General features: G+C 68.6%; 24 protein-coding genes. 8 read left to right on the top strand and 16 right to left on the bottom strand.

The annotated features are described in order from the left end of the window. Positions 1 to 291: 291 nt before the first annotated feature. Genes ccsB through ACXJ3V_RS04160 form a run of 5 tightly spaced genes read right to left on the bottom strand, consistent with a single transcriptional unit; the run spans position 292 to position 5203 of the window. On the bottom strand, positions 292 to 1368 hold the full coding sequence (ccsB, locus tag ACXJ3V_RS04180; protein ID WP_457099003.1) for a c-type cytochrome biogenesis protein CcsB: 1077 nt from the start codon (positions 1366 to 1368) through the stop codon (positions 292 to 294). Between the two features lie 5 nt (positions 1369 to 1373). Beyond that, positions 1374 to 3161, bottom strand: a complete 1788-nt coding sequence (gene resB, locus ACXJ3V_RS04175; RefSeq protein ID WP_457099002.1) for a cytochrome c biogenesis protein ResB — start codon at positions 3159 to 3161, stop codon at positions 1374 to 1376. After that, entirely contained in the window at positions 3142 to 3954 is an 813-nt protein-coding gene (locus ACXJ3V_RS04170) for a cytochrome c biogenesis CcdA family protein (RefSeq protein ID WP_457099417.1), read from the bottom strand. Before ACXJ3V_RS04170 ends, resB begins: the two co-directional genes overlap by 20 nt. Positions 3955 to 3968: 14 nt before the next feature. Next, a complete protein-coding gene (locus tag ACXJ3V_RS04165; RefSeq protein WP_457099001.1) occupies positions 3969 to 4577 on the bottom strand; it encodes a TlpA family protein disulfide reductase in 609 nt (202 codons plus the stop codon). Further along, the gene (locus ACXJ3V_RS04160) at positions 4574 to 5203 is read right to left on the bottom strand and encodes a histidine phosphatase family protein (RefSeq protein ID WP_457099000.1); all 630 of its coding nucleotides are present in this window, start codon (positions 5201 to 5203) and stop codon (positions 4574 to 4576) included. Before ACXJ3V_RS04160 ends, ACXJ3V_RS04165 begins: the two co-directional genes overlap by 4 nt. 107 nt (positions 5204 to 5310) lie before the next feature. On the opposite strand from ACXJ3V_RS04160, the gene aspS reads away from it, so the two are divergent. Continuing rightward, positions 5311 to 6669: an aspartate--tRNA(Asn) ligase gene (aspS, locus tag ACXJ3V_RS04155; protein WP_457098999.1), complete on the top strand. Its 1359-nt coding sequence runs from the start codon at positions 5311 to 5313 to the stop codon at positions 6667 to 6669. 17 nt (positions 6670 to 6686) lie between these two features. Here aspS and ACXJ3V_RS04150 read toward each other — a convergent pair whose 3' ends face one another. The 4 genes from ACXJ3V_RS04150 to ACXJ3V_RS04135 form a co-directional block, all read right to left on the bottom strand. Beyond that, on the bottom strand, positions 6687 to 6941 hold the full coding sequence (locus tag ACXJ3V_RS04150) for a glutaredoxin family protein (protein ID WP_457098998.1): 255 nt from the start codon (positions 6939 to 6941) through the stop codon (positions 6687 to 6689). A gap of 41 nt (positions 6942 to 6982) precedes the next feature. Beyond that, the gene (locus ACXJ3V_RS04145; protein WP_457098997.1) at positions 6983 to 7276 is read right to left on the bottom strand and encodes a rhodanese-like domain-containing protein; all 294 of its coding nucleotides are present in this window, start codon (positions 7274 to 7276) and stop codon (positions 6983 to 6985) included. 69 nt (positions 7277 to 7345) lie between these two features. Next, complete coding sequence (locus ACXJ3V_RS04140; protein WP_003792170.1) at positions 7346 to 7444, bottom strand: 30S ribosomal protein bS22; 99 nt, start codon at positions 7442 to 7444, stop codon at positions 7346 to 7348. Positions 7445 to 7527: 83 nt separating this feature from the next. After that, entirely contained in the window at positions 7528 to 7719 is a 192-nt protein-coding gene (locus ACXJ3V_RS04135; protein ID WP_457098996.1) for a helix-turn-helix domain-containing protein, read from the bottom strand. Positions 7720 to 7886: 167 nt separating this feature from the next. On the opposite strand from ACXJ3V_RS04135, the gene ACXJ3V_RS04130 reads away from it, so the two are divergent. After that, positions 7887 to 8306, top strand: a complete 420-nt coding sequence (locus ACXJ3V_RS04130; protein WP_457098995.1) for a hypothetical protein — start codon at positions 7887 to 7889, stop codon at positions 8304 to 8306. Positions 8307 to 8344: 38 nt separating this feature from the next. Here ACXJ3V_RS04130 and ACXJ3V_RS04125 read toward each other — a convergent pair whose 3' ends face one another. Next, entirely contained in the window at positions 8345 to 8758 is a 414-nt protein-coding gene (locus ACXJ3V_RS04125) for an ArsR/SmtB family transcription factor (protein WP_457098994.1), read from the bottom strand. A gap of 68 nt (positions 8759 to 8826) precedes the next feature. On the opposite strand from ACXJ3V_RS04125, the gene ACXJ3V_RS04120 reads away from it, so the two are divergent. Then, positions 8827 to 10269 carry a TrkH family potassium uptake protein gene (locus ACXJ3V_RS04120; protein WP_457098993.1) on the top strand — a complete coding sequence of 481 codons (1443 nt, stop codon included), beginning with the start codon at positions 8827 to 8829 and terminating at the stop codon, positions 10267 to 10269. After that, positions 10262 to 10933, top strand: a complete 672-nt coding sequence (locus tag ACXJ3V_RS04115; protein WP_457098992.1) for a potassium channel family protein — start codon at positions 10262 to 10264, stop codon at positions 10931 to 10933. Before ACXJ3V_RS04120 ends, ACXJ3V_RS04115 begins: the two co-directional genes overlap by 8 nt. 4 nt (positions 10934 to 10937) lie before the next feature. Here the strand turns inward: ACXJ3V_RS04115 and ACXJ3V_RS04110 are convergent, their stop codons facing one another. From ACXJ3V_RS04110 to proC, 3 genes are all read right to left on the bottom strand, one after another. Beyond that, positions 10938 to 11615 (bottom strand): potassium channel family protein, encoded by a 678-nt coding sequence (locus ACXJ3V_RS04110; RefSeq protein WP_457098991.1) that lies wholly within the window; start codon positions 11613 to 11615, stop codon positions 10938 to 10940. 10 nt (positions 11616 to 11625) lie between these two features. Continuing rightward, entirely contained in the window at positions 11626 to 12993 is a 1368-nt protein-coding gene (locus tag ACXJ3V_RS04105) for a TrkH family potassium uptake protein (RefSeq protein ID WP_457098990.1), read from the bottom strand. Between the two features lie 81 nt (positions 12994 to 13074). After that, positions 13075 to 13911 (bottom strand): pyrroline-5-carboxylate reductase, encoded by an 837-nt coding sequence (gene proC, locus ACXJ3V_RS04100; RefSeq protein ID WP_457098989.1) that lies wholly within the window; start codon positions 13909 to 13911, stop codon positions 13075 to 13077. A 149-nt stretch (positions 13912 to 14060) separates the two neighbouring features. Here proC and ACXJ3V_RS04095 point away from each other — a divergent pair, with 149 nt between their 5' ends. Genes ACXJ3V_RS04095 through ACXJ3V_RS04085 form a run of 3 tightly spaced genes read left to right on the top strand, consistent with a single transcriptional unit; the run spans position 14061 to position 17131 of the window. Beyond that, positions 14061 to 15173: an alpha/beta fold hydrolase gene (locus ACXJ3V_RS04095; RefSeq protein ID WP_457098988.1), complete on the top strand. Its 1113-nt coding sequence runs from the start codon at positions 14061 to 14063 to the stop codon at positions 15171 to 15173. A 56-nt stretch (positions 15174 to 15229) separates the two neighbouring features. Beyond that, positions 15230 to 16192: a cation diffusion facilitator family transporter gene (locus ACXJ3V_RS04090; RefSeq protein WP_457098987.1), complete on the top strand. Its 963-nt coding sequence runs from the start codon at positions 15230 to 15232 to the stop codon at positions 16190 to 16192. A gap of 9 nt (positions 16193 to 16201) precedes the next feature. Next, a complete protein-coding gene (locus tag ACXJ3V_RS04085) occupies positions 16202 to 17131 on the top strand; it encodes an LLM class F420-dependent oxidoreductase (RefSeq protein WP_457098986.1) in 930 nt (309 codons plus the stop codon). Positions 17132 to 17146: 15 nt separating this feature from the next. On the opposite strand, the gene ACXJ3V_RS04080 is transcribed toward ACXJ3V_RS04085, so the two are convergent. Then, positions 17147 to 17605 carry a nucleoside deaminase gene (locus ACXJ3V_RS04080; protein WP_457098985.1) on the bottom strand — a complete coding sequence of 153 codons (459 nt, stop codon included), beginning with the start codon at positions 17603 to 17605 and terminating at the stop codon, positions 17147 to 17149. 36 nt (positions 17606 to 17641) lie between these two features. On the opposite strand from ACXJ3V_RS04080, the gene upp reads away from it, so the two are divergent. Further along, positions 17642 to 18274 (top strand): uracil phosphoribosyltransferase, encoded by a 633-nt coding sequence (gene upp / locus ACXJ3V_RS04075; protein ID WP_457098984.1) that lies wholly within the window; start codon positions 17642 to 17644, stop codon positions 18272 to 18274. Between the two features lie 15 nt (positions 18275 to 18289). Here upp and ACXJ3V_RS04070 read toward each other — a convergent pair whose 3' ends face one another. Continuing rightward, a complete protein-coding gene (locus tag ACXJ3V_RS04070) occupies positions 18290 to 19570 on the bottom strand; it encodes a type III PLP-dependent enzyme (RefSeq protein ID WP_457098983.1) in 1281 nt (426 codons plus the stop codon). Then, positions 19567 to 20109 (bottom strand): hypothetical protein, encoded by a 543-nt coding sequence (locus ACXJ3V_RS04065; RefSeq protein WP_457098982.1) that lies wholly within the window; start codon positions 20107 to 20109, stop codon positions 19567 to 19569. The genes ACXJ3V_RS04070 and ACXJ3V_RS04065 overlap by 4 nt, the downstream gene beginning before the upstream one ends. Between the last annotated feature and the right edge of the window lie 3 nt (positions 20110 to 20112).

Below are 20112 nucleotides of genomic sequence, written 5' to 3'. Positions count from 1 at the left end.
TTCGTGTTCCCCAGCCATCGCGCCTGCCCATGATCGGACCTTTGACACCGGGTTCTACTGCCTCGGAAGGCAATCCCCAACCCGGTGCTGACCACAACACTGTGGATCTCCCGACCGCTTTCGTCATGTCAGGTCGATCCGCGGGTCAAGCTATGCCCAGCGTCGAGCGCGCGTCAAGAGCCCTAGGGAAAACGACCCATTACCACGGGACATGCTCACATCGGCATAAGACACGCGGCGCATGCGCGAATCAAATTCAGCCCAGATCAGGGAGTGGAATCGCCCCCGAGGTCAGCTGAGGCCGCTGTAGACGTGCAGGCCCTTGAAGAACATGTTCACGATCGTGAAGTTGAACATGACCGCTGAGAAGCCGATGATCGACAGCCACGCCGAGCGTGAGCCGCGCCATCCGCGCGTCGCCCGCGCGTGGATGTAGCCGGCGTAGAGCACCCAGATGACGAAGGTCCAGACTTCCTTCGTGTCGAAGCCCCAGTAGCGTCCCCACGCGTCGTTCGCCCAGATCGATCCGGCGATCAGTGTGAAGGTCCAGAAGATGAAGCCGAGGATCGCGAACCGGTAGGCGAGCGACTCGAGCGCCTCCGAGCCGGGGAGGGTGCGCAGGAACCGCGGGCCGGTCTTGGCCGGAGTGGGGGCATCGCCGCGCTCGTCCTGGAGCGCCCGCAGCTCGGCCGCAGCAATGGTCCTGCGCTCGCGGCGCGCCTGCATGAGCTGCAGCACCGAAAGGCCGAAGGCAAGCGCGAACAGCGCCGTCGCCAGCGAGGCGACGAAGACGTGGATGACGAGCCACACCGACTTCAGGGGGTCCATGAGCGGCGTGATCTCGACGTAGAACTTGAGCGCCGAGGCACCGAGCAGGAGCACGACCATCCCGGTGATGAAAGCCCCGAGGAAGCGCAGGTCGTAGCGCAGCAGCACGATCAGATACACCGCGACGATGAGCAGGGTGCCGGTCAGCGCGAACTCGTACATGTTCGACCACGGCACGCGTCCCGAGGCGATGCCGCGGGTGACCGCTCCACCCAGGTGGAACAGGAATCCGAGCACCGTCAGCGACGTGCCGATGCGCGCCCACACCATCCGCGGGCGACGCGACGGCGGCGCCTCGAGCGCCGCTTCAGCGGCACGCCCCTCCGCCCGCAGCCGCGCGACGGAATCGTCGGCGACACCGGCTGCTCCCACCGAGACGAGCTCCCGATCACGGGCGAGCTCGGCATCCTGCGCGTCCACGGCGTCGGCGCCTCGGCGCGAGAGGTCGACGGCGTACGCGATGAAGGCGAGGGCGTAGACCGCGATCGCGGTCCACACGAGGAGCACCGACACCGAGTCGAGTGTGAGGGTTTCGGGCATGGCGATCAGTCTACGTCCGGACGGATGCCGCGACCCGGCGCCGCTGACCCGTCGCGGAGTGCGACCTCGAGCGCGTCGCCATGCCGTTGCGCCACCTGGTCGATCGCGGCGGCGAGGGTGGGATCCTCACCTCGCGCGAGCGCGGCGTACTCGATCCGGATGGTCCGGCCCGCGGTGGTCGCCTTGACCCACATGCGGCGGCGCGGGACGAACAGCGCTGCCAGAAGGCCGAGCAGCGCCAGCACCGCGAACGAGAGCACCCACGGGGCGATGACATCCCGGTGCACCGAGAGCGAGACGTAGCGCTTGACGGCGCCGTCGTAGCCCTGTGCGTGGGTGCTGTCATCGCCGGTCGCAGCGCCGGGCGCCTCGTTCTCGAAGGTGATCGTGCCGTAGCCGTCGGGCAGATCGGTGGTCTGACCCGGCATGAGCTCGATGGGGTCGACTCCCGTATCGCCGCCGGTGAGGCGGGTCATGCCGGTCGGATCGAGGCTGTAGACCGAGCGCGGAGTGCCATCGTCGATGCCGAGGTCGCCCGAGTACACGTTCAACGTGAGCACGGGATAGACGAGCGCCGGATAAATCGAGGTGAGGGCTCCTGTGGAGAGCTTCTGCGCGGTCGGATAGAAGAAGCCGACGAGGCCGAGCTGCTTCGGCAGGCCGTCCGGCACCTTCACGACGCCGAGCGATGTCATGTGCGCGTCCTGCGGCAGGAACGGCACCGGGTCCTGGAACACGATGTCGCCATCGGCGTTTCGGATGGTGATCGTGGGGGCGTAGCCGTTGCCCATGAGGTAGATCTTGTCGCCCGCGACCTCGAGCGGGTGATTCACCCGCACTTCGCCCTCCTGCGGCGCCTCTCCCCCGAGCTCGGTCGTGAGGTGGGCGATGAAGTCGCCGGCCTGGCCGGCTCCGGCCGAACCGGGCGGCTGGTACGTGACCGAGAACTTGTCGAGGGTCAGCGAGTACGGGGTCAGCTTGTCTTCGTCGACGAAGCGACCGGGGTTGAAGGAGGAGTAGTCGAGCATCGTGTTCACGAAGCTGCGACCCTCGATGATGACGCTCTGTCCGGTATAGGTGAGGCCACCGCCCACCGCCACCGCGATGAGCACCCCCACGAGCGCCCCGTGGAAGATCAGGTTTCCGGTCTCGCGGAGGTAGCCGCGCTCCGCCGAGATCGACAGCGAGCCGGCCGTGTCGTACCGCTCTGTCCGGTACCCGGCGCGCTTCAGCTGGGCCTCGGCGAGGCTGATCGCGGTCGCGGCAGAGGCCGCGGCATCCGCATCCGCAGTCAGCTCGACGATCGACTCGCGGTGGTCATCGAGACGGCTGAGCCGCGCAGGAGTGCGCGGCGGGCGAGCGCGCAGCGCCTTCCAGTGATGCTTCGTGCGCGGGATCACACAGCCGATCAGCGAGACGAAAAGGAGGATGTAGATCGCCGAGAACCACGCCGACGAGTACACGTCGAACAGCTGCATGCCGTCGATGATCGGGGCGAGCGTCGGGTTGTCGGCGAAGTACTGCGCGACGCCGTTCGGGTCGGCGCTGCGCTGCGGGACGATCGATCCAGGCACCGCCGCGATGGCGAGCAGGAGCAGCAGCACGAGGGCCGTGCGCATGCTCGTGAGCTGCCGCCAGCACCACCGCAGCCATCCGATCGGGCCGAGGGTGGGCTGGACGATGTCGTCGCCGCCGGCAGCGGGCGGCGCGGAGTCGGCGTGGTCGGCCGGCCGCAGCGGATCGCCGACGACCGATTCCCCGTCGCCGGAACCGTCAGAGCGGGAGGGGGACACTGGTCATCACCCCCTGCAGCTGGGCCATCGCGGCGCTCCACACGCCGGTGACCATGAGCACGCCGAGCACGATCAGCAGGATGCCGCCGATGATGTTGACCGCGCGGATGTGCCGCCGCAGGAAGGTGACGGAGCGGGTCGCCCACCCGAATCCGAGCGTGATGAGGATGAACGGGATGCCGAGCCCGAGCGAGTACGCGAGCCCGAGCAGGGCCGCGCGGGCGGGGTCGCCGAGGTTCCACGAGACGGAGATGATGGCGGCGAGCGTCGGGCCGATGCAGGGTGTCCAGCCGATGCCGAGCGCGATCCCGAGGAGCGGGGCGCCGATCAGGCCGGCGTTGCCGCGCACCTGCGGGTGGACCGTGCGCTGGGCGAACCCGAACACGCCGATGAAGACGAGCCCGAGCAGGATGATGACGACCCCGAGCACCCGCGTGATGACCTCGTTGTACTGCAGGAAGAACTGGCCCAGCGTTCCGCCGAGGATCGTGACCGCCATGAACACGACGGTGAACCCGGCGATGAACAGCAGCACGCCCAGCAGCAGGCGCGACCGGGTGGGGGCTTCGGGCTCGACGGTCGCTGAGCCTGTCGAAGCGGGTGCCACCCCGGTCGCTGAGCCTGTCGAAGCGCCCGAACGCTCTGCGCCGACCGGCTTGGGCCGCGGCTGGACGGCTCCCCCGATGAAGCCGAGGTAACCAGGAACAAGCGGCAGCACGCACGGCGAGAGGAAGGACAGCAGCCCGGCGATCAGGGCGATCGGCAGTGCGACCCACAGCGCGCCGCCCGCCATCACGGCATCGAGGCTCACTGCTTCTCCGCGAGCGCGTCGCGCACGAGCGCCGTCAGGATCGAGGCATCCGGAAGCTGGCCGATGATGCGCGCCGCGACCCTGCCCTCCTTGTCGAGCACAAGGGTCGTGGGGGTGGCGCTGATGGGGGTGCGCTCGGCGAACGCGAGCTTGATCGCGCCGTCCTGCGCCGCGAGCAGGCTCGGATAGGTCACGCCGTACTTGTCGGCGAAGGCGACGGCCGAGGCCGCCGAGTCGCTCGTGTTGATCCCGAGGAAGGCGACATCGTCGCCCTCGAAGGCCGCCTGGGCCTTCTCGAGATCACCCGCTTCGGCGCGGCAGGGCCCGCAGCCGGCGTACCAGAAGTTGACGACGAGCACCGAACCGGCGAAGTCAGAGCTGTCGACGGTGTCGCCGGTGGCGGTGGTCCCGTCGAACTCGACCGGCTCGCCGCGATCGGCTGCGGCGATCTCGACCGTCTGGAAGCCATCGGCGGCGATGTAGCCCTTGTTGTCGCCTGCCCGGTACTGCTCTGCCAGCGGGTCGTTGGAGCAGCCGGCGAGCGCAGCGGCGAGGGCTGCCGCGACGAGGACGGATGCCGCGGCACGGCGGGGACGAACGGTCACACCGCCCCCACATCGACAGCGTCCGCCGTGGCCGCGGGCTCGACGTAGCCGACCTCGACCCACTCATCGCCGCGACGCTCGAAGCTGGTCACACTGGAGAGGGCGCAGCGCCGCTGCCGGGGATCGTGCCGGGGAGGCACCCGGCTGACGGCGAGGTGGGTCACCCAGATCGGCAGCTGATGGGAGACGATCACCGCGTCGCCGGATGCCGTGGCGTTCCAGGCATCCTGCATCGCGGCATCCATCCGCGCGATGATCTGCGCGTACGGCTCTCCCCAGCTGGGCGTGGCCGGCTGGCGCAGGTGACGCCAGCTGAAGGGATTGAGCAGCGCCCGCTTCATGCGGCGCCCCTCGAAGACGTTGGTCGGCTCGATGACGCGCTCGTCGATCTGCGGCTGAAGGCCGAAGAGCTCGGTGAACGGCTCGGCCGACTCCTTCGTGCGCTGCAGCGGCGAGCAGACGAGCGTCGTGACCGGCCGCTCGAGCGTGCGTACGTACTCGGCCGCCTGGCGCGCCATCCGGCGTCCATCCACGCTGAGTCCGAACCCTTCGAGTCGCCCGTAGAGCACGCGAGACGGGTTGTGGACCTCTCCGTGGCGCACGAGATGAAGGCGGTCGGCAGGCACGGCGTCAAGTCTACGGCGGCCGGTTCTGTGGGGATGCCGAGCGCCGGACCGCGGGCAGCTGTGCGGCCAGTCGGGAGCGACAGCCACCGCACGTAGACTGGTCGCTCGTGAGTGAACGCGTTCTGGTGAAGCAGCTTCAGGGTCTTTCCGATGGCCCGGTGTCCGTGTCGGGATGGGTCGAGACCGTCCGCGACCAGAAGAAGGTGCAGTTCGTCATCCTTCGCGATGAGACCGGCGCGGTGCAGCTGGTGAACCCCGCGACCCGCCCCGCGGACCCTTCGACAAGTTCAGGGACCGAGGACCCGCAGGATGCCTCAGCCCTGGCGCTCACCGAGCTGATCTCGGGCCTCGCGACCGGCACGTTCCTGACTGTCAAGGGCGAGCTCAAGCACGACGAGCGCGTCAAGCTCGGCGGCGTGGAGATCAAGATCGGGTCGCTCGACATCGCCGGTGCGGCACTCCCCGAGACGCCGATCGCCGCCGACAGTGGCCAGGACAAGCGCATGGACTGGCGCTTCCTCGACCTGCGGACCCGCCGCAGCAACCTCATCTTCCGCGTGCAGACCACCCTCGAGCACGCGATGCGCACCTATTGGATCGAGCGCGACTACATCGAGGTGCACTCGCCGAAGCTGATGGCATCAGCATCCGAATCCAATGCCGAGCTCTTCTCGCTCGAGTACTTCGGCGACCAGACCGCCTACCTCGCGCAGTCGCCCCAGTTCTTCAAGCAGATGGCCCAGGTCGCCGGATTCGGCAAGATCTTCGAGATCGCGCCGGCGTTCCGCGCCGACCCCTCGTTCACCTCCCGCCACGCCACGGAGTTCACGAGCATCGACGCCGAGATCAGCTGGATCGACTCGCACGAGGATGTCGCGGAGATGCAGGAAGAGCTGCTCGCGTTCGCCATCCAGGCCGTCAAGGACAAGCACGGCGCCGAGATCGAGGAGCTGTTCGGCCTCGAGGTGCAGGTGCCGGCGGTGCCGTTCCCGCGCATCCCGCTCGCTGAGGCGCTCGAGATCGTCAAGGCCCGCGGCTACGAGGTCCCGCGCACCGATGGCGACCTCGACCCTGAGGGCGAGCGCCAGATCTCCGCGCATGTCGAGGAGACCTTCGGCCACCAGTTCGTGTTCATCACCGACTACCACCCGGAGATCCGCGCGTTCTATCACATGCGCGACGAGGAGACCGGGCTCACCAAGAGCTACGACCTCCTCTTCAAGGGCGTCGAGATCACGACCGGCGCGCAGCGCGAGCACCGCGTCGACGTGCTGATCGAACAGGCTGCCGAGAAGGGTCTCACCCCCGAGCACCTCGACTTCTACTTCGACTTCTTCCGGTACGGCGCCCCGCCGCACGGCGGGTTCGGCATGGGCCTCGCCCGGGTGCTGATGCTGCTGCTCGGCGAATCGTCGATCCGCGAGGTCACCTACCTCTTCCGCGGCCCCACGCGCCTCGCCCCGTAGCCAGGCGTTAGCGGGCCTCAGCTCGACGCCACCTCGAGCGCCGCGCGCAGGCGATCGGCGGAGACGCGCCAGTGCGCGTGGAAGTCGCCGTCGATCAGGACGACGGGGATCTTCTCCCACCAGAGGGCGTACAGCGCCGGGTCGTCGAGGATCGACTGCTCCTGCACCTCCACGGCGTCATCGGGATAGTCGGCGACGACCAGCTCCACGATGTCGCGAGCGACGTCGCACAGATGGCAGTCGGGCTTGCCGATGAGGGTGAGGGTCGTCACCGTCTCATCCTATGAAGTCACCGGTGCGCCGGCCGCACGGCTCAGAGCTCGACGTCGTACCCGGCCGAGACCCAGTCGCTCGTGCCGCCGTCGACGTTCGTCGCGTCATACCCTCGCGCCTCGAGGGCCTCGGCGACCCGGGCGGAGCGGCCGCCCACCTGGCAGATCACGTCGAACGCACCCTCGGGGAGCTCATCCAGCCGCGAGCCGATGGTCGACATCGGCAGATTGACCGCTCCGGGAACGTGCCCGCGGGCGAACTCGTCCTCTTCACGCACATCGATGAGCGGCACGCCTTCGCGGGCGTGCAGCTGGTGGACGTCGATCGACTTCATGGCGAACCTTCCCTGGCGGATACACGAAGCGCCCGTCCAGAGGACAGGCGCTCGGTGTCTGAGCCGCTGCTACTTCTTGTTGCGGCGCTGGTGGCGAGTCTTGCGAAGCAGCTTGCGGTGCTTCTTCTTCGCCATGCGCTTGCGGCGCTTCTTGATGACTGAACCCACGGAAAACCTCACTATGTCGTGGTCTGGGCGCAGAACGAACTGCGCCCGCGATCGGGCAGAAATGAAATATGCCTCGCGACAGTCTAGCCGACGTCGGCGATGGGCCGTTGCAGGGCCTCGGTGACCGCGGATTCGGGGACACGATAACTGCGCCCGAACCGCACGGCGGGCAGTTCCCCGGAGTGCACGAGCCGGTAAACCGTCATCTTCGACACCCGCATGAGCTCGGCGACCTCGGCGACCGTCAGGAAACGGACGTTCGGCAGTTCAGCCATGTTCCCCCGCCCCCCATTTCGGCGCACGCGTGCGCTGGTGCCACTCTAGAGCCGGGCCGGGACGCGTGTAAACCCGTGGGACTGCTGTGACCGATGAGACGGATGCCGCGGCTCGGCCGTGCACCGACTCCCAGCGAATCCATAACGGCGGGGCGTGCACTGTGATCATGGACGACCCGACCCTGCCTGCAGCGCCGCAGCCTAACGCCGATGTCCCCCCGCAGCCGGGGTACGGACCCCCTCAGCCGGGGTACGGACCGGCGTACGGGCCCCCGCAGCCGGGGTACGCCCCTGCCCCGCCCGCTTCGAGCGGATCGTCCCACCTCTGGGTCATCCTCGTCTCGATCATCGGCGGCCTGCTCCTGCTCGCCGGAACGTTCATGACCGGCGCAGCGGTGGGCTTCTGGGTCGGCGCGCATCATGGGGCACGGATGAGCATCGGCGTTCCCGGCTGGGGGCCGCACGGGGGCCCGCTGCAGTGCGAGAACGGGAACGGGAACGGCAACGGGAACGGCAACGGGAACGGGAACGGGAACTCGGAGAAGCAGGACTCCCGTGGGTGGACCTGCGAGTACACCGAGCCGTGATCGCCCGGCGGTGGCAGGGGTGATGCTCAGGCGGGCGCTCAGCGCCCGGGAAGCTTCTTCAGCGCGCTCGTGACGACGTGCTTGGCGGAGGCCGCAGCCCGGCCGACAACGTCGGCCGCGTGCGCCGCGGAGTCCGTCAGCGTCTGCGCGCTCCCGGCCGGGGCCGTCAGGTCGTCTTCATCGATGAGGAACGGGATGAGCCAGTCATCGACCTCGTCAAGCGGAGCCGGCGACAGGCTGTAGTAGCGGTGCTGTCCTTCTTCGCGGACTGAGACGAGGGATGCGTCCCGCAGCACTTTGAGGTGCTTCGACACGGTGGGCTGGCTCACTCCGAGCTCCTGGACGATGTGCGAGACGCTCGTCCCGTGCCGCCCGTCGACGGAGCGGGAGAGCAGCAGCTGCAGGATGTCGCGCCTCGTGCCGTCTGCGATCACGTCGAAGATGTCCGCCATGGGGCAAGACTAGTCGGGCGCCTTGCGCAGTACCATGACGAAGAGTTCGACAGGACAGGGGACGACGTATGACGCCGGATCCGGTGAGCCCCTTCTCCGCTGTGCGCGTGCGTCGGAGCATCCGGCGAGTGTGGGATGACCTCCGCAATCTGACGACCGCCTCCCCCGCGCGGTTCGCCGTCCTGGTCTTCGCGACTCTGGTCGCGCTCTTCACCGCACTGCTCTCGATGCCGGCCGCCGCGGCCGACGGACAGCGGACGCCGTTCGCCGATGCCCTGTTCACCGCGGTGTCGACCATCTGCGTGACGGGCCTCTCCACCGTCGACATGGGCACGCACTGGTCCGGTCTCGGGCAGGCGATCATCTTCATCGGCGTCAACGTGGGGGCGATGGGCGTCCTCACGCTCGCTTCGATCCTGGGCCTGGTCATCTCCAAGCGCCTCGGGCTGCGTGCGAAGCTCATCGCCGCGGGCGACACCAACCCCGCCCGCGCGCACGGTGGGCCGGTCAACGAAGGGCAGACCGTGCGGCTCGGCGAGGTCGGGCAGCTGCTGCGCACCGTGGCCTTCTCGACGATCCTCATCGAGCTCGCACTGGCGATCCTGCTGTATCCCTCGCTGCTGATCGGGGGCGTCGCTCCGCTGACGGCGCTCTGGGAGGCGCCCTACTACGCCGCGATGGCCTTCACCAACACCGGCTTCTCACCCAATGCAGGCGGCCTCACTCCGTTCGCGACGGACTACTTCTTCCTGACGGTGATGATGGCGGGTGTGTTCCTCGGATCCATCGGATTCCCGGTCATCTACACACTGTGGCGGTACCAGTGGCATGTGCGGCACTGGTCGCTGCACGCGAAGCTCACCCTCATCACGACGGTGCTGCTCTTCTTCGTGGGCGCCGCGGCCTTCCTCAGCCTCGAGTACGACAATCCGTTGACCTTCGGCGAGATGAACGGCTGGGACACCATCTTCCAATCGTTCTTCCTGTCGGCGATGACCCGCTCCGGCGGGTTCTCGGTCGTCGACATCGGAGAGCTCAATGGCTCGTCGCTCATCGTCGGCTCGATGCTCATGTTCGTCGGCGGCGGGTCGGCATCGACCGCGGGCGGCATCAAGGTGACGACGCTCGCCGTGCTCGCCCTCGCGGTGTGGTCGGAGGCGAAAGGACGCCAGTCCGTGCAGGCGTTCGGCCGGCGCATCCCGAGCGACGTGCAGCGGGTCGCCCTGTCGGTCGTGGCGTGGGGCGCGACGATCGTCGCGCTGTCGACGATCACGATCACCCACTTCACCGGCGCACACGTCGAAGACGTCCTGTTCGACGTGATCTCCGGCTTCGCCACCGTCGGCCTGTCGACGGGACTCACCGAGACCCTGCCCGACCCGGGCATCTACATCATGGCGCTGACGATGTTCATGGGTCGCGTTGGTACAGTGACTCTCGCCGCGGCCGTGGCCGCGACATCCCGTTCGCAGCTGTATTCGCTGCCGGTGGAAAGGCCGATCGTTGGTTGAGCAGATCCGCGGCGACGCACCCGTCCTCGTCATCGGCCTCGGGCGCTTCGGCGCCGCCTGCGCCGGCGAGCTCGACCGGCTCGACCGCGAGGTGCTCGCGATCGACGACAGCCTCGAGCTCGTGCAGAAGTGGTCGGAGCGACTGACGCACACGGTGCAGGCCGACGCGAAGAACATCGATGCGCTGCGGCAGGTGGGGGCTCAGGACTTCCAGGTCGCGGTGGTCGCGGTCGGCTCGAGCATCGAGGCATCCGTCCTCATCACCGCCAACCTCGTCGACCTGAAGGTCCCGCAGATCTGGGCGAAGGCGGTCTCGCAGTCGCACGGCAAGATCTTGTCCCGCGTCGGCGCGAACCATGTCATCTACCCCGAGCGCGAGGCCGGCGAGCGCGTCGCGCACCTCGTGAGCGGACGGATGCTGGACTTCATCAACTTCGACGACGACTTCGCCCTCGCCAAGATGTACCCGCCCAAGTTCATCCGGGGCGTCGGGCTCAACGAGTCCGGGGTGCGGACGAAGTACAACATCACCGTGGTGGGAGTGAAGAGCCCCGGCAAGCCGTTCCGCTACGCCGAGGCGAACACCATCGTCACCAACCACGACCTCATCATCGTCTCGGGCACGAACAGCGACATCGAGCGGTTCGCCTCGCTCGACCGTTGACGCGCTACGTCAGCTGCGCGAAGGCCTCGACACGATCGGTCGGGCCCACGATGAGGATCGCATCGCCCGGCGAGAGCACCGTCTGATTGTCGGCGTTGACCCAGCGATCGCCCTTCCCCTTGAAGGCCGTGACCGTGACGCCGTGCGCCTGCCGGAGGTTCGTCGCGCCCAGAGCTGTGCCCTGGTAGTCGGGCGGCGCGGAGATCTTCGCGAGTGAGTACCCCGGCTCGATCTCCAGATAGTCCATCGCCGCGCCGCGCACGAGGTGCGCGACCCTTCGCCCCATGTCCTGCTCGGGATTCACGATGTGGTGGACGCCGAGCTGCTCGAGGATGCGACCGTGCTGCTCGCTGATGGACTTCGCCCAGATGATGGGCACCTCCATGTGGCGAAGGAGCGCGCACACCAGGATCGAGGACTGGATGTCGTGCCCGATCGCCACGACGACGCGATCGAATTCGTGCACCGCGAGCTGGCGGAGCACCTCCTCCTTCGTGGCATCGGCCCGCACCACCTGGGTGAGCTGACCGTTGTGCGATTGCACGAGGTCCTCGTCGGTGTCGATGCCGAGGACCTCCGTGCCTGTGTCCATGAGTTCGAGCGCCAGCGCGCTTCCGAACCGGCCGAGGCCGATCACGGCGACGGAATCGGCTTCGGCGATGCGACGGGCACTCGTGCCCAAGAGGGGGAATTTAGCCAATGGCGGGCCTCTCCTTCGGATAGGTGTACAGGATCTCGCGGTCGCGCAAGGCCAGGGCGGAGCCCAGCGTGAGCGGACCGAGCCGGCCCAGGAACATCAGCAGCACGAGCACCACTTCGGCTGCGGGCTGCAGGTCGTAGGTTATGCCGGTCGTGAGACCCACCGTGCCGAATGCCGAGATCGCCTCGAAGAGCACCTTGTCGAACGGCAGTTCGGTGAAGATCATCAGGGCGATCGTGCCGGACATGATCGCGGCGATGGCGATGAGCACGACCGTGATCGCCTGGCGATGAACCGCACGGGAGAGCTGCTTGCCGAAGACGTTGACCACCGCGCGGCCGCGCAGCTCGGCCAGCATGATGAAGAAGAGCACGGCGAACGTCGTGACCTTGATGCCACCGGCCGTGCCGGCAGGTCCGCCGCCGATGAACATCAGGATGTCCATCCCCACCCACGTCTCGTCGTGCATCAGCCCGATGTCGACGGAGTTGAACCCGGCCGTGCGCGTCTGGACCGACTGGAAGAACCCGATCAGCAGCCGGGCGGCCGGGTCGTAGCGGCCGAGCGTGCGCGGGTTGGACCACTCGAGAATCGTGATGTAAGCCGTGCCCAGCACGAGCAGCAGCGGGGTCGCCGCGAGCACGATGCGTGTGTTCATGGTCCAGCGCAGCGTGTTGCGGAACTCCCGGCGCAGCTGCAGCAGCACCGGGAACCCCAGACCGCCGAGGATGACGGCGGCGCTGATCGGCAGGCAGATGAACGGGTCGGCCGCGAAGCCGATGAGGTTGTCGCTGTACAGCGCGAATCCGGCGTTGTTGAACGACGACACCGAGTGGAACAGCGCGTGCCACGCGGCATCGCCGACGCTGTAGCCGTAGCCGACCAGGAACCGGGCGAAGAGGAAGCAGAACGTCACGGCCTCGATCAGCAGCGAGATCAGCACGATCCTGCGGACGAGTCCCCGGATGTCGGACAGCTCGATGACGTTCGCCTCGGTCGCGGCGTTGAGTCGCGACCGGACGCTCATCTTGCGGGCGAGCACGAGACCGACCAGCGACGCGAAGATCATGATCCCGAGGCCGCCGAGCTGGATCAGGAGCAGGATGACGACAAGCCCGAGTCCGCTCCAGTGCGTGGCCGTGTCGACGACCGTGAGACCGGTGACGCACACGGCAGAGGTCGCCGTGAAGAGCGCGTCATAGAAGTTGGTGCCTTCGCCGCTGCGGGACGCGGCGGGAAGCATCAACGCCCCCGTGCCGAGCAGCAGGACGACCGTGAATCCGCTGACGATGCTCTGCGCCGGGTGCACACGGAGCCGGCGCCGGATACGCGCTCTCTCTGCGCTGACGCGACCTGCCACGGCTGAGCACTCTACGCCCGAACGATTGCGCGCGGATCACGACACGGGACGCCGCCTCTCCCCAGGTTGGTGCGGCAGCGGTCAGGAGCCGGCAGCGAGCTCCCGCGCGCGGGCGAGCGCGGCATCCGTCGCCTCAGCGAAGAGGCCTGCCAGCTGCGCGTGCTTGAGCACCGCGACCGCCCTCTCGGTGGTGCCCTTCGGGCTTGTCACCTTGCGACGCAGCGCGGCAGGCTCGTCGCCGGATGCCTCGAGCAGCGCGGTCGCGCCGATGAAGGTCTGCTCGGCCATGAGTCGCGCCTGCTCCTCGGTGAAGCCCTTGCCGACGGCGGCTTCGGTGAGCTCCTCGATCAGGAGGAAGACGTACGCCGGGCCCGACCCCGAGATCGTGGAGAGCGCGTCGATCTGGCTCTCCGGGACCTCGACCACGCAACCCACCGTCTCGAAGAGGCGCCGGACGAGCGTGGTCTGGGCAGGGCTCACGCCGTCTCCGGCGGCAAGGCCCGTGACGGCCTTGCCGACCAGCGCAGGCGTGTTCGGCATGGAGCGCAGCACGGCGATCTGCGCGCCCAGGATCTCCTGGAAGGTCGCAATCGTCACACCGGCCGCGAGGCTGACCACGATGGTCCCGGGGCTCAGACGCGGCGCGATCTCGCGCAGCAGGTCGGGCACCATCGCCGGCTTCACGCCGATCAGGATGATGTCGGCGGATGCCGCGGCATCCGCATTCCCCGATGACTGACGTTCGAGGGCGACGCTGGTCACCCCGGCAAGCTCGGCGAGCTCGTCGGCCTTCGCCGCCGAGCGATTGGTCGCGGTGATGCCGCTGGCGGCGAGTCCAGACGCGACGAGCCCGCGCAGCACCGCACCGCCCATCGAGCCGGCGCCGAGGATCGCGATGGAGGGGAGGGTTTCAGGCATGCCGACCATGCTAGCGAGCGAGCGTGAACGGCTTTCCGTGGGCCGGCGCCGCACTTGCCGGAGATCCGCCATTCACCCGCGCCGACCGCCGGACTATGGTCGAAGAAGCGGGCGCAGTGGGGTTCCCGCGGGACAGCGAAGGATGCGGCATGACCCTGTTCGACGGCATCACGGCACGTGCGATCGAGACGCCCCGGCTGTTGGTGAACATTCTGGAGCGGGTCGGTGACGACCCGGCCACTGCACCGGAGAAGACGGTCGTGCTGATCCATGGCAACGTGTCCTCTTCGCTGTTCTGGCAGGAGATCATGCAGGATCTTCCGAGCGAGCTGCGGGTGATCGCGATCGATCTGCGCGGCTTCGGAGACACCGAGAACGCGCCCGTGGATGCCACACGCGGCGTCCGGGACTTCAGCGACGACGTATCGGCGACGCTCGAGACGCTCGGCATCCCGTCCGCTCACCTCGTCGGCTGGTCGATGGGTGCAGGCGTGGTCATGCAGTACGCCCTCGACCACCCGGTGCTCAGCCTCACGCTGCAGTCACCCGTCTCCCCGTACGGATTCGGCGGCACGCGACGCGACGGATCACGACTCACCGACGACGACGCCGGAAGCGGCGGCGGGGGTGCGAACCCGGACTTCGTCGAGCGTCTGAACGCCCGTGACACCAGCGACGAGGTGGCGACGTCGCCGCGCAGCGTGTTCCGCTCCGGATATGTCGCCGAGGGCTATCAGACCGCCCACGAAGACATCTGGGTCGCCTCGATGCTGTCGACCTCGACGGCAGTGGGCAACTACCCAGGCGACGCCGTGGCCAGCGAGAACTGGCCAGGATTCGCAGCGGGGACGACGGGCGTGCTCAACACCATGGCCCCGAAGCATTTCAACACTGCGGGCATCGTCGCCCTCACCCCGAAGCCGCCGATCCTGTGGATCCACGGCACGGCCGACGCCATCGTCTCCGACGCGTCGTTCTACGACTTCAACCACCTCGGGGCGCTCGGGATCGTCCCCGGATGGCCCGGCGCCGACATCGCGCCCGCGCAGGAGATGGTGTCGCAGACCCGCGACGTGCTCGGGGCATACGCCACCGCGGGCGGCGAGGTCACCGAGGTCGCCCTGGAGGGTGTCGGTCACTCCCCGCACCTGGAGCGTCCGGCGGAGTTCCGCAGCGCCCTCCTCCAGGTGATCGGCTACGTGGGGCATCCTGTCGATCCCTCCCCGCCGACTGAGGCCATCATCATCAGGTCTTCGGACTGACCCTGCAGGCGTCACCTGCGCGCCGACGCGATCAACGGCGACCGTAGACTCAGCGCATGAGTACAGAGGGTGGCACCAAGGCGATCATCGCGGCTATGTTCGCGAACCTCGGCATCGCGGTCGCGAAGTTCATCGCCTGGATCGTGTCGGGCTCGGCATCGATGCTCGCCGAGGCGATCCACTCGCTCGCCGACACTGGCAACCAGATCCTGCTTCTCCTCGGTGGACGCCTGTCCAAGCGCCGTGCCGACGCGGACCACCCCTTCGGCTACGGGCGCGAACGCTACGTCTACGCCTTCCTGGTCTCGATCATCCTGTTCACCGTCGGCGGCCTGTTCTCGATCAACCACGGCATCGAGAAGCTGCAGCACCCGCACCCGCTCGAGAACGTGTGGGTGCCGGTCACGGTGCTGCTGATCTCGATCGTGCTCGAGTCGTTCTCGCTGCGCACCGCCATCCGCGAGAGCAACCATGTGCGCGGCAAGGACCAGTCCTGGGTGTCGTTCGTCCGCCACGCGAAGGCCCCTGAACTGCCCGTAGTGCTGCTCGAGGACATCGCCGCACTGATCGGTCTCGTCTTCGCGCTGCTCGGCGTCACCCTGACCGCGATCACCGGCAACTCGGTGTACGACGCCGTCGGCACGCTCCTGATCGGCTCCCTGCTCGTGCTCGTGGCGATCGTCCTGGGCATCGAGACCAAGAGCCTGCTCGTGGGTGAGGGCGCGACGATGGCCGACCACGACCGCATCCTCGCCGCGCTCGAGGGCGGCCCGCAGGTGGAGAAGGTCATCCACATGAAGACCCTCTACCTCGGCCCCGACGAACTGCTGGTGGCGGCCAAGCTCGGTTTCGCCTCCGATCGGCTGCTCGGCGAGATCGCGAACGATATCGACGTGATCGAGGCGCGTGTGCGCGAAGCCGTGCCGATCGCACGGGTGATCTACCTGGAGCCCGACATCCTGCGGGCGGGCGGGCCGGCCCCGCTGACCGAGGAGATCGTCGTCCGCTCGAGCGACTGACCGATCTCGATGCAGTACTGCCTGTTCACCGAGCCGCAGCTCGGCGCCGGCTACGACGACCAGCTCGCCTTCGCCCAAGCGGCTGAGCGCCTCGGCTTCGACGGCTTCTTCCGCTCGGACCACTATCTGCGCGGCTCGGCGGGTGATCCCCTCCCCGGCCCCACCGACGCCTGGACGACCCTCGCCGGGCTCGCCCGCGAGACCTCGCGCATCCGGCTCGGCACGCTCGTCTCATCGGTGACGTTCCGGATGCCGGGGATCCTGGCGATCCAGGTGGCGCAGGTCGATGCGATGTCGGGCGGGCGCGTCGAGCTGGGCCTCGGGGCGGGGTGGTTCGAGCGCGAGCATCTTGCGTACGGCATCCCGTTCCCCGTGAAGCGGTTCGACCTGCTCGAGGAGCAGCTCGAGCTGATCACCGGCCTGTGGTCCACCCCGGTCGGCGACACATACAGCTTCGTCGGCGCGCACTACTCGCTGACGGATGCCCCGGCACTGCCCAAGCCCATCCAGGCACGCGTGCCCGTCATCGTGGGCGGAAACGGTCCGCGCCGCACGCCGGAGCTCGCCGCGCGGTTCGCGACCGAGTTCAATCTCGGCTTCCCCGCACTCGACGACATCCCGGAGCGGATCGCGCGCGTGCACGCGGCGTGCGAGCGCATCGGGCGGGATCCCGTGAGCCTGTCGCTCTCGCTCGCGATGTCGACCTTCGCGGGACCGGACGATGCCGCAATCGGGCGGCGGGCGGCACGTATGGGAAAGACCGCGGCGGAGGTCCGCGACGGCGTCAGCATCGTCGGCGACGCGGACGAGATCGCCGAGCGGATGACGCGGTACGCGGAGCTGGGGATCGACCGGGTGTACCTGCAGCTGCTCGACCTGCAGGACATCGACCACGTCGAGTACCTCGGCACCGAGGTGCTCCCCCAGCTGCCTCGCTGACCGGGCGGGGCAGGCTCAGCGCCGCGAGGCGAAGAACTCCTGCAGCAGTGCGGATGCGGCATCCGCTCGAATTCCCGCGACCACCTCGGCGCGGTACGGCAGGCGCCGATCGCGCACGACGTCGTACACCGAACCCGCCGCCCCGGCCTTGTCGTCCCACGCGCCGAAGACGAGTCGCGAGAGGCGTGCCTGGAGCAGCGCGCCGGCGCACATCAGGCACGGCTCGAGGGTCACCACGAGCGTGCATCCCTCGAGATTCCAGCTTCCGACGGATGCCGCGGCCTCCCGCATCGCGACGACCTCGGCGTGGGCGAGCGGATCGTGCGTGAGTTCGCGGAGGTTCCGGCCTTCGCCGATCACGGTGCCCGCGGCATCCGTCACCACCGCCCCGACGGGGACGTCGCCACCAGCGCCGGCCTCCGCGGCGAGCGCGAGCGCGCGGTCCATCGCGGCGAGATCCGCAGGGTCGGTCATCACACCACGAGACTACGACCCGGCTAACCTGGGCGTATGCGCCTCCACGTCGCCGACCACCCGCTCATCACCCACAAGCTCACGGTGCTGCGCGACGAGCGCACCCCGTCGCCGGTGTTCCGTCAGCTCACCGAAGAGCTCGTCACGCTGCTCGCGTACGAGGCGACGCGCAACGTGCGCGTGGAGCCGCACGAGATCCGCACCCCCGTCACCACGACGATCGGCGTCCGCATCGGAGAGCCGCGCCCGCTCGTGGTGCCGATCCTCCGCGCCGGACTCGGGATGCTGGAGGGCATGGTCAAGCTCATCCCCACGGCTGAGGTCGGCTTCCTCGGCATGGTGCGCAACGAGGAGACCCTCGTGCCGTCGACCTACGCCGAACGACTGCCCGACGATCTGAGCGACCGGCAGTGCTTCGTCCTGGACCCCATGCTCGCCACCGGAGGGTCCCTCGGCGCGGCGATCGAGTTCCTGTTCAAGCGCGGGGCACAGGACGTGACCGCCATCTGCCTGCTGGGCGCGCCGGAGGGCGTCGCCGCGATCGAGAAGCAGTGCGGCGACCGGGACGTGACCCTCGTGCTGGGAGCGCTCGACGAGCGCCTCAACGAGAAGGGGTACATCGTCCCCGGGCTCGGCGACGCGGGCGATCGCCTCTACGGCACCGTCTGAGCCACCGCTGCGGGTCTACAGCTGACGCTGCAGCTCTCCGACCGATCGCAGCTCGACCGGTTCGGGCGCGGGCGCCGACTGCGCCCCGATGTCGGGTACGCCGCGCAGTGCCGCGATGGGCGTGAGCGCGCGGCCGTTGAACCGGCTGGCCGTGACCGCGGTGTAGGCGCCCATCGTCGGGCTCACCAGCAGATCTCCGACCGCGAGCTCGGGCAGCAGCTCCTCGCGCGCGACGACGTCGGCGCTGTCGCACGTCGGACCCGCGAGTGTCGTCCAGCGGTGCGATGACGGGTCAGGCGTGTCCAGCTCCCGCACCGCGAAGACGAGCGGGTGCACGTCCTCGCTGACGACGTTCGAGTACGAACCGTAGACCCCATCATCGAGGTAGGCCCAGAGCCCGTCGGCCCGCTCAGCCACACCCACCACGCTCGTGACGAGCGTCATGGCTTCGGCGACGAGGATGCGCCCGGGTTCGGCGATCACCCTGAGGTGGGCGGCCCGCTCCTCGAGAATCGGTCGGATCGCGGCGGCGACCTCCTCCAGCGGGGCGACCGGGGTGTCGTAGCCGACCGGGAACCCGCCGCCGATGTCGAGGGTGTCGAAGCGCACCCCCTGGGCGCGCTCGAGCTCCGCCATGAGATCGAGGGTGTCGTTCGTCGCTGCGGCGAACCGCGCGGGGTCGTCGAGCTGGCTTCCGACGTGGAAGCTGAAGCCCGCAACGCGCAGTCCGAAGTCGCGCGCCCTGGCGACGAGCTGCGCGGCCTCGAAGGGGCCTACGCCGAACTTCGATGACAGGTCGCTCTTGGCATGCGGGCTGCGGTACGCGAGGCGGATCAGCAGCCGCGTCTCCGCCGGCGCACCGGCGAACTTGGCGAGTTCCCCGGCATTGTCGATGACGAAGGTGCGGATGCCGGCATCGAGCGCTTCGGCGATCTCGGAGCTCTTCTTCACCGGGTGCGTGTGGATCACCCGGTGCGCGCCGATGCCCTCGGCGCGCAGCAGGGCCAGCTCGGCATCCGACGCGATATCGAAGCCGCACCCCTCCCCGGCGAGCGCGCGGATGACCGCGCGGTGCGCGAGCGCCTTCACGGCGTAGTGGAAGCGCACGGACGGAAGGGCGGCCTGCAGCCGGCGGAACTGCCGGCGCACGCGGTCGGTGTCCAGCAGCAGCAGCGGCGTGCCGTGCACCGCGAGCGCGGCGCGGGCCTGATCCATCGCCAGCAGTGCGGCGGTCTCAGCGCGACGGGTGTCGAGGAATGCGTGCGCCGGCCGGATCGGCGGGTGTGGCTGGTTCATGATGCGTTCTCCTCGGTGGCGCCGCGCAGCCCGGTGCGGTCGGTGACGGTGAATGCGCCGGCCGCGATCACGTAGAAGACGATGTCGGCGACGACCTTGCCGGCGAGGAGCCCCCAGAACGGATCCGGGATCAGCCACACGCCGAGCACGAGCGCGGCAGGCCGGATCACGAGCGAGTCGAGCAGTTCGGACGGCCCGAACTCCGCAGCCAGGAGCAGCAGCGTGCGCACGCCCGCGCGTCGGCGGGAGCGGGTGATGCCGCGGCCGGGCCGGACCACCCGGATCTGCTCGAGGTAGACGGTGAAGGCGAGGACGGCGTAGAAGCCGATGCTCTCGCCGATCAGGGCGGCTACGGCGATGACGGCCGGGGCGTCGGTCCAGGCCGTGACGCCGAATCCGGCGAGCATCAGCGCCGCCGTGCCCACGATCTCTGCCGGCAGATAGCGGTGGATCCAGAACCGGATGCCGTGACCGGTTCGATTCCCGTCGTCCGCCACTTCCTCGATCGCGGCTGACGCTGCGTGTTCGACTGCGCTCATCGC

This window comes from Microbacterium sp. P5_E9 (assembly GCF_054049175.1).
The sequence above is the reverse complement of the archived record's forward strand: the minus strand, read 5'-3'. Positions and strand labels throughout refer to the sequence as shown.